Here is a 17,015-nt window from a genome sequence, read left to right as displayed (position 1 = left end):
AAGGAAACTCTGATGTCTCTGTTACGTGTTAGCCCGCTGGCCGGGCTGCTTTCTGCTGCGCTTTTACTGACCGGCTGCTTCAACGAAGCGGATAAAACGCCCGATAAAAACGCCGGTCAGCGCCTGAAACTGGCGATGTTGCAACCGCCGCGTTCCGGCCTGACGCCGCTCAGTGACGACGCGTTTAAACTCTCACGCTGGAGCACGGCGGAAACGCTGGTGGTGCTGGATAAACTCGGCGAAGCGCAACCGGCGCTGGCAACAAGCTGGCAGCAAACCGGCGAGAAAAGCTGGCGGTTCGGGCTGCGTTCCGGTGTGAAATTCCACGACGGCAGTGTACTGGATGCTACAACCGTGGTAAATGCGCTGACCGTCGCCGCCCATGCCGCGCCGAAACCGCGCATTCTGGATGGTATGCAACTGACTGCGAAAGCCGACGGTCAGCTGGCGGTTATCGTCTCTACCGCAGAACCGGATCCGTTGCTGCCGCAGCGACTTTCCAGCCCGCAACTGGCGATCCTTGCGCAAACGGCCTACGGCGAGGAGGGTACGGTGAACCCGCGTCATACCGGTTCCGGCCCCTTTGAACTGGTGCAGGTCAACGGCACCAGCAGCGCCAGGCTGGAGCGTTTCGCCGGTTACTGGGGTGAACCGGCGAAAGCCAGCGGTATCGACGTCAGTTTTGTGCCGGACGGCACCGCGCGCGGAGCCGCGTTACGCACCGGTGCGGCAGATATTGTGGAAGCTATTCCGGTTTCACAGGCACCGTTGCTCGACCAGAACTTAATCCACGAAGTGCCGATGCCACGCACCAACACGCTGTACCTCAATACGAAATCCGGCGTGATGCAGGATGCAGCGCTGCGTGCCGCCGTGCGCGAGGCCATTAACCGTCAGCAGCTGGTGGATAACGTCTACGAAAAACGTGCCGATGTGGCGCAGGGTTTACTGGGCCCGGCACTGCCGTGGGCAGCAGAACTGCGTCAGCCGGTGAGCCACCCGGTTGCCGCCGCGAAACCTGCCGGTGATACCATCACATTAGCGACATTCAGCGACCGCGCGGAGCTGCCGGAAGTGGCGGTGTATCTGGCACAGCAACTGACGACGGCGGGCTTCACGGTGAAACAGGTCGTACGTGAGTACTCACAAATCGAATCGGATGCGCTGGCAGGCAAATTCGATGCGTTTATTTTATCGCGGGCGACGGTGCTCGATTCCGGCGATCCGGTGGCGTATATGTACAGCGATTTTGCCTGCAAGGGCTCGTTTAATATCGCGCAACTTTGCCGCCCTGAAATCGATCTGGCGTTGCAAAAAGCCGCGGCGATTCCGGCAGGCAATGCGCGCCGTCAGGCCATTATGCAGGCTGAAAACCTGATCCTCGCAACCGATGCCGCGATTCCGATGCTGCATGAGCGCGTCATTCAGGGCGAAGCAGCGGACATTCGTGACGCAGTACGCGACCCACGTGAACGCACGTTGATCAACAACGCCACGCAGCGCGAGGTGCAGGCCGACTGATGAGTGAATCTCTGTATTGCCGCACCTGCGCGGGTGTCAGTCGCCTGCGCATGAGTCAGACCAGCAGCGCGCTGGTGCCGCTGATGTCGCGCTTACTGACGCTGGCGGCGATCGTCGTGCTGACCGGTCTGCTGCCGTGGCTGTCGGGAGGCGATCCGGCGCTGTCATTGCTGCGCGCGCGTTCAGGCGACCAGGAAGCCACAGCAGAAACGCTGGACGCTATCCGCCAGTCGCTGGGGCTGGACAACGGGCCGTGGTTTGCGCTCACGCACTGGTTGAACGGTTTACTGCACGGCGACGCAGGGGTGTCCTGGGTTTCAGGATTGCCGGTTCTGCCCGGCATGTTGCAGGCAACCGGCGTTTCGCTGACGCTGATGGCAACGTCGGCGGGTGTGGCGTTTATCCTCGCGCTGCTGCTTTGCGCAGGCACCCTGTTGCGTGGTTTGCGCGGCGGCACGCCTCGTCCGGCGGGTTTTACCGCAGCGCTGCTCACCGCTTTGCCGGAGTTTTTACTGGCGTCTGTTTTGCTGATCGTCGGCGCGGTCTGGCTACAATTCTTCCCCCCTTATGGCTGGCAGGGCTGGCATTACGCGGTGCTGCCTTCGCTGGCGCTGGGTATTCCTGCGGGCGGATATCTCGGGCGGATTTACTCGGATGCACTCTGTGAAACCTTCAAAGAAAACTGGCTGACGACCTGGAGCGTGCTGGGGATTAAACGACGGCACATCGCGCAGGCAGTTATCTGCCGGACGCTGCCGGGCGTGATGCCGCTGACCGGACTGATGCTGGTTTCCCTAACCGGCGGCGCGGTGGCGGTTGAAAAAGTGTTCGCCATTCCGGGACTAGGACGCGCCACGCTGGGCGCAGCGGCGGCCGGAGATTTACCGGCATTACAGACCGGCATTCTGATCCTGCTGTTGCTGGCTTCTCTTTTTGGCATGATAACCGGCGGCGTGCGGATATTGCTGCTCGGGCGAGCGGTCCGGCTGAATGCAGTGCCGGTTCCGGCGTCTTCAGACCGTGCAGAAAAATCCCGACCGTGGATCCCGCTGTTATGCCTGTTTATTCTGCTGGTGATGGTCTTCGCTGGTTTGCCGCGCGACCCGCTGGCCTCAGACTATTTGCGGTTGCAGCCGCCCTCCTTCGCATTGCCTTTTGGCGCGGATGCAATGGGACGTGACCTTCTCGCCCGTGTGGCGCACGGCACGCTCACTACTTGTTTTCAGGCGCTGATGGTTTCGCTGATTTGTCTGGCTGCCGGAGTGATTGCCGGAGCGTTTCCCCGCGCAATGACCGGACCTGTTGAAGTCGCCAATGCGCTCCCGCCGGTGATCGCCGGATTAGTGGTCGCCGCGGTTAACGGTCCGACGGCGGGAGGCGCCATTATCGCCGTCACCGCTGTCAGCTGGGCACCGCTGGCGGCCCATACGGCAGCGCGGGTGGCGGAAATCCGTGCGCGTCCTTATATGCAGATACTCCCACTTTCTGGTGTGGGGGCGCTTGGGCGTAATCTGTTTTATGTGTTTCCCGCACTCGCCGGTCCGATTCTGCGCCACGCATTGCTGCGTTTACCCGGCATAGCACTGGCGCTGGCGTCTCTGGGTTTTCTTGGTCTGGGCGCGCCGCCACCTGTACCGGAATGGGGACGCGTTCTGGCAGAAGGGATGCCTTACATCGAACGTGCAGGCTGGACGGTTTTCGCACCGGCGGGCGCACTGGCGTTACTGTCGGTGATGGCCGTGACGCTGGGTAACGTGCGCTGGGGAAAACAGGCGGGAGGTCGCTGAATGGTGATATGAACCATTATCTGAATTCATAATTTCGCGCTAATCTGTTGGCCTGATGTATACAAGAAGACAGAACAGGAAGACAGAAAATGGACTCGCGTAAGCCGCTGGACGGATTTGCCAGCAGCGTGATGGTTGGGCTGTGTATTATCTGGGGCGTGCAGCAGGTGGCGATCAAAAGCGCGGCGGAGGATATCACCCCGTTGTTGCAGGTGGCGCTGCGCTCGGGCATGGCAGGGCTGGCGGTGATGATTCTAATGCTTATCCGCCAGCGGAAAATCCCCTTCAGCGCACGGACACTCCGCCCCGGATTGCTGGTCGGTTTGCTGTTTTCCGTTGAATTTATGTTTGTCGCCGAAGGCCTGCGGTTCACAACCGCGGCCCACATGGCGGTTTTTCTCTATACCGCACCGATTTTTGCCGCACTCGGCCTGCATTTCCTGGTGCCGGAAGAACGGTTGAGCCGTCTGCAATGGTCCGGCGTGGGTATTACCTTTCTCGGCGTGATTGTCGCGTTTCTCTTTGGCGGTAATAATGCCGCTGCACCGCAGGCCAGCAACATGTTGCTCGGCGATTTCTTCGGCCTGCTGGCGGGGGCTTTCTGGGGCATGACCACCATCGTGGTGCGGCGCAGTGCGCTATCTTCCGGCAGTGCCACCATGACGCTGTTTTATCAGCTGGCAGGCGCGTTCGTTTTGCTCGGCGCAATGGCGTTGCTGACCGGTCAGACGCAGTTTCGGCTCACGCCGGTTTCGGTCAGCAGTATGGTCTTTCAGACTGTGGTCGTGACGTTCGGCAGTTATCTGGCGTGGTTCAGCCTGATGCGCCGTTATCAGGCGTCGCGTCTGGGGATCCTCTCATTTATGACGCCGGTTTTCGGCATTATTGCGGGCGTCGTATTGCTGCATGAACCGCTGAAAATCAACTTTATCGCCGGTGCCCTGCTGATCATGCTCGGAATTCTGACGGTAAGCGCCGATGGACTGTTGCGCCAGTGGATAGCCAAAAAGCGCCTGAGAAAATTGCGTTAATACCTGATTACAGGGAAAATTAATCCTGATCACAAAGCACGCGGCACTAAGCAGTTACCCTGCCAGTCTGAGAAATCACCTATAAATGGAGTTTACCATCGCCCGTTTTCATCACATTTCCGCGGTTACGGCCGTCAAAAAATCAGCGTCCCTGATGGGTCTGGCGCTGTTACTGGCCAGCTGCTCTTCCACGCCGCCGAAATCGCTGGTTACCCCGCTGCCACCGGTCACCAAACAGCCGCTGCCGGGCAAAGCTGCGCAGCCGCTGGAACCGGTGCGCGGTGTGTGGCTGGCAACGGTTTCCCGCCTCGACTGGCCGCCAGTATCCTCGGTCACAGCCAGCAGCCCGTCGGCACGTATCAGCCAGCAGAAAAAAGCGCTGACTGACAAACTCGATAAGCTGAAAAGTCTCGGGATTAACACCGTGTTCTTCCAGGTGAAACCGGATGGCACGGCGCTTTGGGCCTCTAAAATCCTGCCGTGGTCGGATACCCTGACCGGTAAAATCGGACAGGATCCGGGCTATGACCCGTTGCAGTTCATGCTCGATGAGGCGCACAAGCGCGGAATGAAAGTTCACGCCTGGTTTAACCCTTACCGCGTGTCGGTCAACACCAAACCTTCCACCGTGACGGAGCTGAACAACACCCTGCCGCTGCATCCGGCCAGCGTTTTTGTGCTGCACCGCGACTGGATCCGCACCGCCAGCGACCGTTTTGTGCTCGACCCCGGTATACCCGAAGCGCGCGACTGGATAACCAGTATCGTGGCCGAAGTGGTGTCGCGTTATCCGGTCGATGGCGTGCAGTTTGATGACTATTTCTATACCGAAACGCCCGGTTCCACGCTCGACGATAATCTGACGTTCCGCCGCTACGGACAGGGATTTGCCTCGAAAGCTGACTGGCGACGCCACAATACCCAGTTGCTGATCGAGCAGGTTTCGCGCACCATCAAACAGCTCAAACCCGGCGTAGAATTTGGCGTCAGTCCGGCAGGCGTATGGCGTAATGTATCACACGATCCGGCCGGTTCCCGCACTTCAGGCGCGGCAGCCTATGATGAAGCCTATGCCGATACCCGTCTCTGGGTGCAGCAGGGTTTGCTCGATTACATTGCACCACAACTCTATTGGCCTTTTGCCCGTAAAGCCGCCCGCTATGATGTGCTGGCGCAATGGTGGGCTGATGTCGTGAAACCGACCCATACGCGCCTGTATATTGGCGTCGCGTTGTATAAAGTGGGTGAACCTTCAAAAAGTGAACCGGACTGGATGATTAGCGGTGGCGTGCCGGAGCTGAAAAAACAGCTCGATATGAACGAATCCAACCCGCAAATTCAGGGCACCATTTTGTTCAGGGAGAACTACCTCAACCAGCCGCAGACGCAGGAAGCGGTCAGTTATCTGAAACACCGCTGGGGAAGTTAAAAACTCGAGAACCCGCCTGAATGGCGTGGCCTTCACAGTTATCAAAAAAGGCTCAATATGTTGAGAAACGTATTGAGCCTTTTTATTTACGATTTTTTCCCGGTACCGGAGAGACTGAAAACTCAGTTTTCTTCCAGCTTCAGCGTGGTTTCACGTTTAAGGATCACGCGTAACACAAAGTAATAAACCACGCCGATTGCCAGCCAGCTCAGGCCAAGAATTTTGGCTTCCCAGTCCATTTCGTAAATAACGAAAGCAATGATACAAAAACCAATAACCGGGAACAGCAGGTGCAGCACCAAATTGCGGGACTTCTGGCGGATAATGTAGTGATTAATCACCGCCACATGCAGTATCAGGAAGCCCATCAGTGCGCCGAAATTAACCAGGCGGCTGAGATTGTCGATATTGCCGTTAAACCACAAGCCTGAACACAAAGAGATCAGTCCGACCAGCAATGTACTGACATACGGCGTTTTGAAACGCCGATGCACTTTCGCCAGCAGTTTAGGCAGCTGTTTGTCTCGCGCCATCGCGAACAGAATTCGCGAGACGGCAGCCTGTGCAACGAGCGCGTTAGCAATACCCCAGGAGATAGCGGTGGACCAAATGGTGGCTTGTTTCAGCCATTCGCCACCGGCAAGGTTTGCCGTCTCGTAGAATGCCGTATCCAGACTGGTGAACGTCATGCCAACGGCTAAATCAGCGGCAATCCAGGTCTGCAAGATAAAGAGCACCCCCACCAGCATTAATGCGCCGAGAGACGCTTTACCTACCGTGTCTACACCGCCTTTGGTTTCTTCAGACAGCGTCGAAATACCGTCAAAACCCAGGAAGGACAATACGGCAATGGACACTGCACCCACGACCAGCGGCAGACTGAATTTATCAGCGTTGTACAGAGGTTCCAGCGTTAAGTGACCCGCCCCGACGCCGGAATACAGCGCTATCAGCCCCAGCACCACAAAAATGCTCAGGATAATGATTTCGGCAAGTAGAATGTAGTTATTGGCCTTCGCCGTAAACTGGATCCCCACCAGATTGACAACGCTGTTGAGCGCGATAAACCCGACGATCCATGCCCAAGAAGGCACCTCCGGTAAAACCGGCGCTAATGCCGCCGCGCTGACGATATAAAGCAGCGAAGGCACCAGAATATAGTCGAGCAGGATAAGCCAGCCGGCAAAGAAACCTACCGTTTCATGAATACCACGCTGTGCGTATGCATAAACGGAACCCGAAACCGGGAAAGCGCGAGACATGGCCCAGTAACTCATGGCGGTAAAAAACATCGCCACCATGCCTATCAGATAAGCCAGTGCCACCATGCCATTCGAGCCTTCCCACACGTAGCCAAACACACCAAAAGGCGCGATGGGCACCATGAAAATCATCCCGTAAACCAGTAAATCTTTCAAAGTCAGTGTTCGGTGTAACTCTTGTTTATAACCAAATTGTTCAACAGACATCAATATTCCTCAATCTTCAACTTCAGCTGTGCAGCCACTGTTTTCGGCAATGCAAACCGGCAGGTTTTTAACGGGTCAACGACCTGACAGATTTGTAAATCACCGGTAATGCTCAGTAAGTTGATGGCATCAGGCAGACTGATATCCGTGTTATCGGTAATAAAATGCGCCATATTTCGCGTGGCGATATCGGCAGCTTCGTCCAGCGTTTTTGCCGACGCGAGAGTGAAAATAGTGTCGCTGTTTTCCAGCATCGGAGTCGGTAATTTCCGGTTTTTAATCACCTGGAGATTGACGACAACTTCGCCGGGAATTTCCAGTCCGCATACTGAGACTTCGCCATCACCCATTGCGGCATGTAAATCGCCCAGCGCAAACAATGCGCCCGCCACATTAACGGGTAAATAGAGCGTGCTGCCGGCGGTGATCACTTTGCAATCCATATTGCCGCCATGACTGTCCGGCGTTCCGCAGGAAATGGCCTCTCCGGCAGGAGCAACCCCGATGACACCGATCATCGGGTTGATAGGGAAACGCACTCCGCCCGGCAGATGCGCCATACCTTTTTCAACAGGAACAGTCAGGATACGGGGTTCGGTCAGCTCATTCCCGATGACGCCCAGACCAGGTGCGGTGACCATGACTGCCTGATTTCCACGCATGGCAATATGCTTGATTTCAACGCGCAACACGTCGCCGGGTTCAGCACCTTCGATAAAAACCGGGCCGGTTGCCGGGTTGATCCGCTGCCAGTCCAGTTCATTAAACTCAGCCTGCTCGGACTGAATCTGATCAGAAAAGCAGTCGCAGGTGTCAAAGCACACATCGCTGCCGCTGGTGATTGCAGCAGCAGGAGGATTCTCGCGGGACATCGCATAAACCAGATGGGTATTATCAATTCTTAACATAGTCGCCCTGTAATCTATAAAGTGTCTTCTGTTCTGTTTTTCGGCTTACAGTTATTTCGACTGCTAATTACCTTTCTCAGAGTCCGTATATGTTGCTATTCCCAAAGAGCGCAGCGTTATTCATTATTATTTGAGGCACAATTCCAGCATCCTCTGCGGGATATATTTCCCCCATAAAATGACGCGCCGGATATTCGGGAATAATAAATATAGAAAACCTTCCAGAGCTGCAAGCGTTATTTAGATTTGCATGTATAACGCGCGCGCGTTTTTATTTATTAAAAATACAAATTCAAATTAATAGAGTTGATCATGCATGTATTCAGAATGCGGTCACAGGCGTCCCGATTGTAGGGACGTGATATTTTAGTAATAAATAGGGTTCTGGTCATGAATACTAGATTTTTCTTCTCCCTCCTCCTTGCTCGTCAATATTCAAAAACGTGACCCAGGTTTTGAAAAAGACATCTGGGGTCAAAAAGTGTTGATCCTCTGGCTGATAAATGTACATTCACAAACTAGTTACATAAAAGAAACATATATTCCATAATTATGAAACAAACAGGTGATAAATATGTCCAGAACTCTGCACTATTTCTTTGCCATCCTGATGGTGCTCACCAGTGTCAGTGCATCCGCCCAGGCTGAGCCGACTAAGGGCGGTATCGTTAATATCGCCATGATAGGCGAGCCCCCAACGCTCGATCCGATGATGTCCACAGCCGATCTGGTCGGCACCATCACTCAACATATTTTTGAAACGCTCTATACCTTTGATGAGAAATGGCAGGTCATTCCGCTGCTCGCCAGCCAGATGCCCGCCATTTCTGATGACGGGAAAACCTATGTGATCCCATTACGTCAGGGGGTGACTTTCCAGAATGGTCAGCCGATGACATCAAAAGATGTCCTGGCGTCGCTACATCGCTGGGAGAAAGTCGCCAGCCGCGGGCGTCAGACGGCAGAAATTATCACCGACATCTCAGCCCCGGATGACCACAGCATCAAAATAGTCCTTAAACAACCTTATGCGCCTTTGCTGGCATTGCTGTCGCTAAACAATTCCGCGGCGGTGATCATGCCTGATGCGCAAACCCGGCAGAATCCGCTGACCGAATTTATCGGCACAGGCCCTTATCAGCTGAAATCTCATCAGGCCGACCGTTTTATCCAGCTGACCCGTTATGAGGGTTATCACAGCCAGGCGGGAGAACCCGATGGCTACGGCGGTGGCCGCAAGCAATATCTGGATGAAATCCGGTTTGTTCCGGTGGCTGATCCGAATACCCGCATTGAAGGCGCCGTTTCCGGGCAGTTTGCTTACGTTGATTCTTTGCCGGTGGAATCTTTTGACAAGATTAAAAACGGCAAAGATAAACCCGTGTTGCTCAAACCTTATGGCTGGCCGATATTTGTGATGAATTCCCGGCAGGGACTGACGTCAGACATCCTGATCCGTAAGGCCATTCAGGCCGCACTGGCGCCGCAGGACATGATGACGGCGGCCTTTGGCTCACCGGATTTCTTCAGCCTTGACGGTGCCATGTACCCGAAAGACAGCATCTGGCATACCGAAGCAGGCACTGCGCCCTATAAGCCGATGGGTGATACCGCTAAAGCGCAGCAGTTGCTTAAAGAGGCGAAGTATCAGGGCCAGACGCTGCGGATTCTGACCAGCCGCCAGTACGAATTTCACTATAAGCTGGCACAGGTGGCGCAGGCCTATCTGGAAGCGGCGGGTTTTAAAGTCCAGCTCGACGTAGAGGAGTGGGCTTCCCTCACACAGAACCGCGCCAATCCTGAACGCTGGGATATGTACATCTCCCATAGCCCTTTCCTTCCGGAACCTTCCCTGACCGGCATCATGTCTGACACCTCACCAGGCTGGTGGGTCAGCGACAAAAAACATACGGCGTTGCAGGCATTTAACAGTGAAACCGATCCTCAGAAACGCGTCGCACTGTGGGCTAACGTGCAGAAGGCCATTTACGAAGATGTGCCGATGTTTAAGGTCGGCAACTTCAATGCACTGGCGGCTCAGTCTCCCGCATTACAGGGCGTGAGACCTTCTCCGTGGCCTTATTTCTGGAACGCCTATCTCACCCAATAATCGCCGGGACTTAACATGTTACGTTCAATTCTGAATCATTTGTTTGGCATGCTGGTGGTCATGACGCTGGTGATCTCGCTGGTGTTCCTGATTGTGCATATCACCCCCGGCGATCCGGCTGCGGTCATGCTGGGGCCGGATGCGACAGGGGCTGATATTGCTGCGTTGCGGGATCAGCTTGGGCTAAATGCCCCGCTCTGGCAGCAGTTTGCCCACTATATCGGCGGCGTGTTGCAGGGGGATCTCGGGCGTTCGATATTTCTCAATATTCCGGTGACCGATGCACTGTGGCAGCGCGCCGAACCGACCTTTTTCCTGACCATTTTGGCGTTGCTGATCGCCACACTCATCGCATTGCCGGTAGGTATTTTGTCCGTGTATTACCGGGGCTCGCTATTTGATCAGATTGCCACGGGGGTCGCCATGCTGTCAGCCAGCGTGCCGTCATTTTGGCTGGGTTTGCTGTTCATCCAGTTTTTCGCCGTCAGGTTGGGGTGGTTTGATACTTCGGGTTACGGCGGGCCCGATGCCTCTTTCACCCAACGAATGCATCATCTGGTGCTGCCTGCGCTGTCACTTGGCGTGGTTTCTTCTGCACTGATCATGCGTTTTACCCGCGCCAGCATGCTCGACGTACTCAACGATGATTACGTACGCACTGCGCGATCCAAGGGAATGTCCGAATTTCGTGTCGTCGTCAAACATGCCTTCAAGAATGCATTGATTCCCGTCGTTACGGTGATTGGTCTGACGGCGGCACTGCTGATCTCCGGGGCTATCGTCACCGAAACGGTGTTCGGGCTTCCTGGTGTGGGCAGCCTGACCGTTTCAGCCGTTTTGCGCAGGGACTATCCGGTTATACAGGGCACGCTGCTGGTGGTTTCCGGCCTCTACGTACTGATGAATTTCGCCGTAGATATGTTGTATTTGTGGGTTGACCCGAGGGTACGTCGCTAATGTCTATTTCTTCCATTGCAGTGGCCCGCCATTCCCGCCATGACTCATTTATGTGGCAATTAGTGTCGCGCCCGACCACGGCAATCGCGCTGATTTTACTGGCGTTTATCCTGGTCAGTGCGCTGCTGGCTCCCTGGATTACCCCTTTTTCACCCAGCCAGCTGGCGATTATTCAACGCCTGAAAGGCCCGGAAGCCACGCATCTTTTCGGTACTGATGAACTGGGCCGCGATATCTTTTCCAGAATGCTGTTTGCGGGGCAAACGTCACTGAGCGTGGGGATCGCCGTCGTGGTATTTACCTCGATCACCGGCGTTTTACTGGGACTTCTTGCGGGATATTTCCGTGCGCTGGATGCGCCCATTTCACGCCTGATTGACGCGATGATGGCGTTTCCGGACATTCTGCTCGCGATCGCACTGGTCGCCGCGCTGGGGCCGTCGGCCACCAATGTGGTGATTGCACTCGGCATCGTCTACACGCCGCGTATGGCCAGGGTCATCCGCGCCTCGACGCTGGTTATTCGTGAACTGCCGTATGTCGAAGCGGCAAAAGCACTGGCGGTGCCGACGCCGGTCATTTTGTATCGCCATATTTTACGCAACCTGACTTCACCCCTGCTGGTGCAATGTACCTTCATCTTTGCCAACGCCATTCTTGCGGAGGCCGGTTTGTCATTCCTCGGCGTGGGTATTTCTCCCGACATTCCTACATGGGGAACCATGATCAGCCAGGGCCGCCAGTATATCGACCAGGCGGGTTGGATCATGTTGTTCCCTGGCATTGCCATCGTGATTACCGTGCTGTCGCTGCAATTACTGGGTGACGGATTACGCGATTTACTCGATCCCCGACTTTCAAAAGGTGCCTGATGAACACTCACAACACACAATCTGAAGAAGCTTTGCTGGTCAAAGCGGTTAAGCCGATAGGTTTCGGCCCGGTTCCCGACACGCTTAATGGCTGCATTGATGTGCTGATCGGCAGGAACGGGCAAGTGATACGTAGCGCCCCTGAGATCCGCGCGGACAGCGACGTGGAAGTGATCAACGGCAACCGCTGCTGGCTGTCCCCTGGCTGGACCGATTTGCATACCCATATCTGGTACGGCGGCACAGACATTTCCATCCGGCCTGAAATTTGTGGTTTGTCCCGTGGAGTCACCACGCTGGTCGATGCCGGTTCTGCCGGGGAAGCCAATTTTCACGGTTTGCGTGAACTGATTATCGACGCTGCCAGCGAAGACATTTTTGCCTTTCTGAATCTGGGCTCCATCGGTCTGGTGGCCTGTAACCGTGTCAGTGAGCTTACCGGGCTGGCGTCGGTGGATATCGACCGCATTGCCGCCACCGTCGACGCTAACCGGGATCTGATTGTCGGCCTGAAAGTGCGCGCCAGTGGCACCATTACCGCAGGCTGGGATATCGCGCCGGTGAAACTGGCTAAGAAGCTGGGACGTATCCTGAAATTGCCGATTATGGTGCACGTTGGCGAACCGCTGCCGCTTTACGACGACGTGCTTAAAACGCTGGGCGAAGGAGACATCATTACCCATTGTTTTAACGGCAAAATCGGCGGCTCGATTCTGGAAGATGAAGAACTTTACCGGCTGGTGGAAGCGTCGCAGCAGCGGGGCGTGGTGATGGACGTCGGCCACGGTGGCGCGTCGTTTTCGTTTGAAGTCGCTAAAGCCGCACTGAGCAATAAACTGCTGCCGGACACTATTTCCACCGACATCCACAAGCGTTCAATGCCGGGCTCGGTCTGGGATATGTCCACCACCATGTCGAAATTATTGTCATTAGGCATGCCGCTGGAAGACGTGATCCGCGCGTCCAGCACCCGGCCACGTGAGGTGATCCGTCGTCCGTATCCTGCGATGCTCGAGGCTGGCGCTCGTGCTAATTTCACCCTGTTCGAAATCAATGATTCCGACCTGATTGTGCGTGATTCAAAAGGGGTACCTAGCGCACTTAAACAAGTCTTTGACCCGCGTTTCACCGTGCTGGGGGCACAGCACTGGACGGCGTCACGTTATCAGCCCGCAGAACAGTCGCCACGCTGCACGTGCGGGGGGCATGTATGAGTCCGGCAAAAGATGATGACGTCATTTTATCGGTCAGAGATTTGCAAACGTGTTTCACCACGAAACGCCAGAATGTCATTCCCGTTGACGGCGTGACGTTTGAGCTCAAACGGGGTCAGACGTTGGCGATTGTCGGGGAATCCGGTTCCGGGAAATCAGTCACCAGCCTGTCAGTCATGGGATTACTGGGAAAAAACGGTCATGTCTCCGGCGGCGAAATTCACTACCGCAACCGGCAGCAGGAACCATTACGACTGGACAAGTTCACTGCGGCGCAATACAGGAAAGTGCGTGGCAAGGAAATTGCGATGATTTTTCAGGAGCCGATGACCAGCCTGAATCCGCTTTTTACTGTGGGAGATCAGATAATGGAAATGATCACCCTGCACCAGCCCATGTCAAAAAAGGACGCGCGGCGCAGTGCTATCGAAATGCTGGAGAAAGTCGAAATTCCGGCGGCGGCTACCCGAATTGATGATTATCCGCACAGTATGTCCGGTGGGATGCGCCAGCGCGTGATGATCGCACTGGCACTCTCCTGCAACCCTGCCCTGCTGATTGCCGATGAGCCCACCACCGCGCTGGATGTAACCATTCAGGCGCAGATCCTCGACCTGCTTAAACGCCTGCAAGCTGACCTGGGAATGAGCATTATCTTTATCACTCATAATCTCGGCGTCGTGGCGGAAATTGCCCAGGATGTGGTGGTGATGTACGCCGGAAGAGTCGTGGAACACGCGCCGGTCGAAACGCTGTTTTCTCGTCCGGCACACCCTTACACCCGCGGTTTGCTGGCCTGCACACCGAACAATCACAACGCGGCGGAGGATGGTTCGCGCGGCGAACTTTACGCCATCCCCGGGGCCGTGCCTTCTTTAAGCGAGTTACCGGCAGGATGCGCGTTTTCTCCACGCTGCGAGCACGTGAGCAGTGACTGTCTGGTTGCCCGGCCAGCGCTGCGCAACGTGGGTAAAAATACTTGGTCGCGCTGCATAAGGAGTGAAAAGTTATGAGTGATTCTTTCACTTCTCAGCCCGCGCCACTGCTGCGCGTCGAAGGTTTATGCCAGTATTTTAAAACGCAGGATGGGCGCACGGTTCACGCCGTTGAATCACTGACGTTTGACATCAAACGCGGTCACACCGTCGGGCTGGTGGGGGAATCAGGTTCAGGAAAAACCACCGCAGGACGGGCTATTTTACGCCTGCTGGAACCTACCGCCGGACAGGTGTTTTTCAACGAGACCGATGTGCTGTCCCTGCCGTCTAAAGAGATGAAACGCTACCGGCAGAAAATGCAGATTATCTTTCAGGATCCCTTTTCCAGCCTGAATCCCCGGATGCGTGTGTCACAAATCATCGGTGAAGCACTCAATACTGCCGGTTACCCCAAAGGAGAGGCACGAAAAGCACGCGTAGAAGAGTTGCTGCAACGCGTGGGGTTACAGGCAGAGCACGCGGATCGTTATCCGCATGAGTTTTCCGGCGGTCAGCGCCAGCGTATTGGCATCGCCCGCGCTATCGCCGTCGAACCTGATTTTATCGTGGCTGATGAATCGGTTTCAGCGCTGGATGTGTCGGTGCAGGCTCAGGTGCTGAACCTGCTGGGCGAACTGCAACGCTCTCTTGGATTAACGCTGTTGTTCATCGCGCACGATCTGACCGTCGTGGAATACCTGTGTGATGAAGTGGTGGTGATGTACCTCGGTCGCGTCATGGAGCGCGGGCCTTGCCGCGAGGTCTATGCCCGGCCGCGCCATCCCTACACTCAGGCCTTACTTTCTGCCGCACCGGTGCCGGACCCAACCCGGAAAAAACAGCGCATCGTGCTCAGGGGCGATATTCCCAGCCCTATTTCGCCGCCTTCCGGCTGCGTATTCCGTACCCGCTGCCCTTATGCGACAGCGCTTTGTGCCGCGGGCGTTCCGGCCGAACAGCACGTCAGTGATGAACATTGGGTGAGCTGTGTTCGCCTGCATGAACTTAACCTTCAGGAACAAGGAAGACACGATAATGCACACCAATAACCGGCAGAGTATGCCTTACCAGCGGCTGGCGGAGATGGGCATTGTATTGCCGGTTTCTCCTGCTCCCGTTGCTAATTTTAGCTCTCACATCATCTCGGGTAATTTGCTTTTTCTTTCCGGTCAGGGCCCGGTGGGCGCGGATAACAGCAAACAGCGCGGCAAAGTCGGGCGCGATATTTCTGCTGAGGACGCTTATCAGCACGCCAGACTGACCGGCATCAATCTGCTGGCGGTGATGCATGAAGCGCTGGGGGATTTAGGTCGGGTGAAACAGGTGGTAAAACTGTTGGGCATGGTGAATGCCGACAATGAATTTAGCGACCACCCCAAAGTGATCAACGGCTGCTCGGATTTGCTGGTCGGCGTTTTTGGTAAGCAGGGGATCCACGCCCGCTCCGCCGTCGGTTTCTCTTCATTACCCGATCAAATTACTGTCGAAATTGAAGCGATCGTCGAATTCGAATAACCCTGGGGATAACGGGAAAAATGAAAAATACTGAACTGGCACAGGCCTTACAGCTGACTCCTGTGGTCAACGTGGCCGGAACCATGACCTATCTGGGTTCGTCTATTGTCGTGCCTGAGGCGATAGACGCCATACTGAAAATTCTGCCGGAATTCGTCAGGATGGAAGAGTTACAGCGTTTTGCCAGTGGCGTCATTGCGCAACTGACCGGGGCTGAAGCAGGTTTTATTACGGCTTCCTGCGCGTCCGGAATTTCAATGGCGGTCGCAGGTTGCCTGACTCAGGACAACCTGCTGGCTATCGAACAACTTCCGGAACTCAGCACGCTCAAAAACGAAGTGGTGGTACAGGCGGGTCATCTGGTCAGCTATGGCGCACCGGTGGAACAAGGCATCCGTCTGACCGGCGCAAAATGTGTGCGTGTTGGTTACGCGACGCAGTGTTCTGCTTATCATCTCAGACAAAGTATTACTGAACGTACGGCGGCGGCGGTGTACGTCGTGTCGCACCACGTTGTCGATCACGGGCAGTTGCCCTTAGCGCTTTTTTGCCAGATTGCCCACGAACAAGGGGTTCCGGTTATTGTGGATGCCGCTTCTGAGTACAATTTACAGCGTTTTCTGGCCGAGGGCGCAGATATCGTGATTTACTCCGGGCATAAGTTTCTCGGGGGGCCGACGTCCGGCATTGTGGCCGGTAAAAAATCCTGGGTGCGCTACGCCTGGTTACAAAATCGCGGTATCGCGCGCGGTATGAAAGCGGGCAAGGAGAGCGTTTATGGCACGATTGCCGCGTTACAGGCGTGGCAAAAGCGCAATCATCACGCCATCCGTGAGCGGGAGAACCGGGCGCTGACGCTTTGGATGAGCGGCCTGCAAAACCGGAAAGGTATCCGGGTTTCCCTGGAAGCCGATCCGACCGGAAATCCGCTTTCACGCTGCAAAATTGAGGTTGACCCGGCGCAGGCTAAGATCACCGCCTGGGATCTGAGCAGCGCACTGGCGGCAGGAAAACCGGCGGTTATCGTTCGTGATCATCAGGCGGAACTAGGCTATTTTTATCTCGACCCCTGCAATCTCCATCCTGAGCAGGAACACATTGTGCTTGCGAAGATAGCCGGAGAGCTCGATAACGCGCAGCGTGCGCCTGAACCGATAATTACCGATTTCGGGCAATACCTGTTACAACGAGAGCAGTCCATATTACGCTGGCCAGATTAACCGCG

The 17,015-nt window shown here is 55.5% G+C and carries 14 protein-coding genes; 12 read left to right on the top strand and 2 right to left on the bottom strand.

The window, feature by feature from the left end:
* Positions 1–12 precede the first annotated feature (12 nt).
* From J1784_RS05210 to J1784_RS05195, 4 genes are all read left to right on the top strand, one after another.
* Entirely contained in the window at positions 13–1,521 is a 1,509-nt protein-coding gene (locus J1784_RS05210; RefSeq protein ID WP_217148323.1) for an ABC transporter substrate-binding protein, read from the top strand.
* Positions 1,521–3,308, top strand: coding sequence for an ABC transporter permease subunit (locus J1784_RS05205; protein WP_217148322.1), 1,788 nt, complete (start codon positions 1,521–1,523; stop codon positions 3,306–3,308). Before J1784_RS05210 ends, J1784_RS05205 begins: the two co-directional genes overlap by 1 nt.
* Positions 3,309–3,397: 89 nt before the next feature.
* Positions 3,398–4,339, top strand: coding sequence for a DMT family transporter (locus J1784_RS05200; RefSeq protein WP_120509691.1), 942 nt, complete (start codon positions 3,398–3,400; stop codon positions 4,337–4,339).
* Positions 4,340–4,493: 154 nt separating this feature from the next.
* Positions 4,494–5,768 (top strand): glycoside hydrolase family 10-like protein, encoded by a 1,275-nt coding sequence (locus tag J1784_RS05195; RefSeq protein ID WP_420803954.1) that lies wholly within the window; start codon positions 4,494–4,496, stop codon positions 5,766–5,768.
* 122 nt (positions 5,769–5,890) lie between these two features.
* Here the strand turns inward: J1784_RS05195 and J1784_RS05190 are convergent, their stop codons facing one another.
* Positions 5,891–7,237 (bottom strand): APC family permease, encoded by a 1,347-nt coding sequence (locus tag J1784_RS05190; protein ID WP_217148320.1) that lies wholly within the window; start codon positions 7,235–7,237, stop codon positions 5,891–5,893.
* Positions 7,237–8,145 carry an acetamidase/formamidase family protein gene (locus J1784_RS05185; protein WP_217148319.1) on the bottom strand — a complete coding sequence of 303 codons (909 nt, stop codon included), beginning with the start codon at positions 8,143–8,145 and terminating at the stop codon, positions 7,237–7,239. The genes J1784_RS05190 and J1784_RS05185 overlap by 1 nt, the downstream gene beginning before the upstream one ends.
* A gap of 574 nt (positions 8,146–8,719) precedes the next feature.
* On the opposite strand from J1784_RS05185, the gene J1784_RS05180 reads away from it, so the two are divergent.
* From J1784_RS05180 to J1784_RS05145, 8 genes are read left to right on the top strand one after another with little or no spacing between them, the layout of a single operon-like run.
* Positions 8,720–10,255 carry an ABC transporter substrate-binding protein gene (locus J1784_RS05180; protein ID WP_217148318.1) on the top strand — a complete coding sequence of 512 codons (1,536 nt, stop codon included), beginning with the start codon at positions 8,720–8,722 and terminating at the stop codon, positions 10,253–10,255.
* A gap of 15 nt (positions 10,256–10,270) precedes the next feature.
* On the top strand, positions 10,271–11,212 hold the full coding sequence (locus J1784_RS05175; RefSeq protein ID WP_217148317.1) for an ABC transporter permease: 942 nt from the start codon (positions 10,271–10,273) through the stop codon (positions 11,210–11,212).
* Positions 11,212–12,084 carry an ABC transporter permease gene (locus tag J1784_RS05170; RefSeq protein ID WP_217148316.1) on the top strand — a complete coding sequence of 291 codons (873 nt, stop codon included), beginning with the start codon at positions 11,212–11,214 and terminating at the stop codon, positions 12,082–12,084. The genes J1784_RS05175 and J1784_RS05170 overlap by 1 nt, the downstream gene beginning before the upstream one ends.
* Positions 12,084–13,298 carry an amidohydrolase/deacetylase family metallohydrolase gene (locus tag J1784_RS05165; protein WP_217148315.1) on the top strand — a complete coding sequence of 405 codons (1,215 nt, stop codon included), beginning with the start codon at positions 12,084–12,086 and terminating at the stop codon, positions 13,296–13,298. Before J1784_RS05170 ends, J1784_RS05165 begins: the two co-directional genes overlap by 1 nt.
* A complete protein-coding gene (locus J1784_RS05160; protein ID WP_217148314.1) occupies positions 13,295–14,311 on the top strand; it encodes an ABC transporter ATP-binding protein in 1,017 nt (338 codons plus the stop codon). Before J1784_RS05165 ends, J1784_RS05160 begins: the two co-directional genes overlap by 4 nt.
* The gene (locus J1784_RS05155; RefSeq protein WP_217148313.1) at positions 14,308–15,324 is read left to right on the top strand and encodes an ABC transporter ATP-binding protein; all 1,017 of its coding nucleotides are present in this window, start codon (positions 14,308–14,310) and stop codon (positions 15,322–15,324) included. The genes J1784_RS05160 and J1784_RS05155 overlap by 4 nt, the downstream gene beginning before the upstream one ends.
* Complete coding sequence (locus tag J1784_RS05150; protein ID WP_120509684.1) at positions 15,311–15,790, top strand: RidA family protein; 480 nt, start codon at positions 15,311–15,313, stop codon at positions 15,788–15,790. The genes J1784_RS05155 and J1784_RS05150 overlap by 14 nt, the downstream gene beginning before the upstream one ends.
* A 20-nt stretch (positions 15,791–15,810) precedes the next feature.
* Entirely contained in the window at positions 15,811–17,010 is a 1,200-nt protein-coding gene (locus J1784_RS05145) for an aminotransferase class V-fold PLP-dependent enzyme (protein ID WP_217148312.1), read from the top strand.
* The last annotated feature ends 5 nt before the right edge of the window (positions 17,011–17,015 follow it).

Origin of the sequence: Rahnella ecdela, from assembly GCF_019049625.1 — a bacterium.
GTDB lineage: Bacteria > Pseudomonadota > Gammaproteobacteria > Enterobacterales > Enterobacteriaceae > Rahnella > Rahnella ecdela.
This window is presented reverse-complemented; position numbering and strand designations above follow the sequence as displayed.

What these genes read in the sequence shown, in the direction of transcription:
- J1784_RS05210 (WP_217148323.1), top strand. Translation starts at nt 13, where the DNA reads ATGTCTCTGTTACGTGTTAGCCCGCTGGCCGGGCTGCTTTCTGCTGCG.
- J1784_RS05205 (WP_217148322.1), top strand. Translation starts at nt 1,521, where the DNA reads ATGAGTGAATCTCTGTATTGCCGCACCTGCGCGGGTGTCAGTCGCCTG.
- J1784_RS05200 (WP_120509691.1), top strand. Translation starts at nt 3,398, where the DNA reads ATGGACTCGCGTAAGCCGCTGGACGGATTTGCCAGCAGCGTGATGGTT.
- J1784_RS05195 (WP_420803954.1), top strand. Translation starts at nt 4,494, where the DNA reads ATGGGTCTGGCGCTGTTACTGGCCAGCTGCTCTTCCACGCCGCCGAAA.
- J1784_RS05190 (WP_217148320.1), bottom strand. Translation starts at nt 7,237, where the DNA reads ATGTCTGTTGAACAATTTGGTTATAAACAAGAGTTACACCGAACACTG.
- J1784_RS05185 (WP_217148319.1), bottom strand. Translation starts at nt 8,145, where the DNA reads ATGTTAAGAATTGATAATACCCATCTGGTTTATGCGATGTCCCGCGAG.
- J1784_RS05180 (WP_217148318.1), top strand. Translation starts at nt 8,720, where the DNA reads ATGTCCAGAACTCTGCACTATTTCTTTGCCATCCTGATGGTGCTCACC.
- J1784_RS05175 (WP_217148317.1), top strand. Translation starts at nt 10,271, where the DNA reads ATGTTACGTTCAATTCTGAATCATTTGTTTGGCATGCTGGTGGTCATG.
- J1784_RS05170 (WP_217148316.1), top strand. Translation starts at nt 11,212, where the DNA reads ATGTCTATTTCTTCCATTGCAGTGGCCCGCCATTCCCGCCATGACTCA.
- J1784_RS05165 (WP_217148315.1), top strand. Translation starts at nt 12,084, where the DNA reads ATGAACACTCACAACACACAATCTGAAGAAGCTTTGCTGGTCAAAGCG.
- J1784_RS05160 (WP_217148314.1), top strand. Translation starts at nt 13,295, where the DNA reads ATGAGTCCGGCAAAAGATGATGACGTCATTTTATCGGTCAGAGATTTG.
- J1784_RS05155 (WP_217148313.1), top strand. Translation starts at nt 14,308, where the DNA reads ATGAGTGATTCTTTCACTTCTCAGCCCGCGCCACTGCTGCGCGTCGAA.
- J1784_RS05150 (WP_120509684.1), top strand. Translation starts at nt 15,311, where the DNA reads ATGCACACCAATAACCGGCAGAGTATGCCTTACCAGCGGCTGGCGGAG.
- J1784_RS05145 (WP_217148312.1), top strand. Translation starts at nt 15,811, where the DNA reads ATGAAAAATACTGAACTGGCACAGGCCTTACAGCTGACTCCTGTGGTC.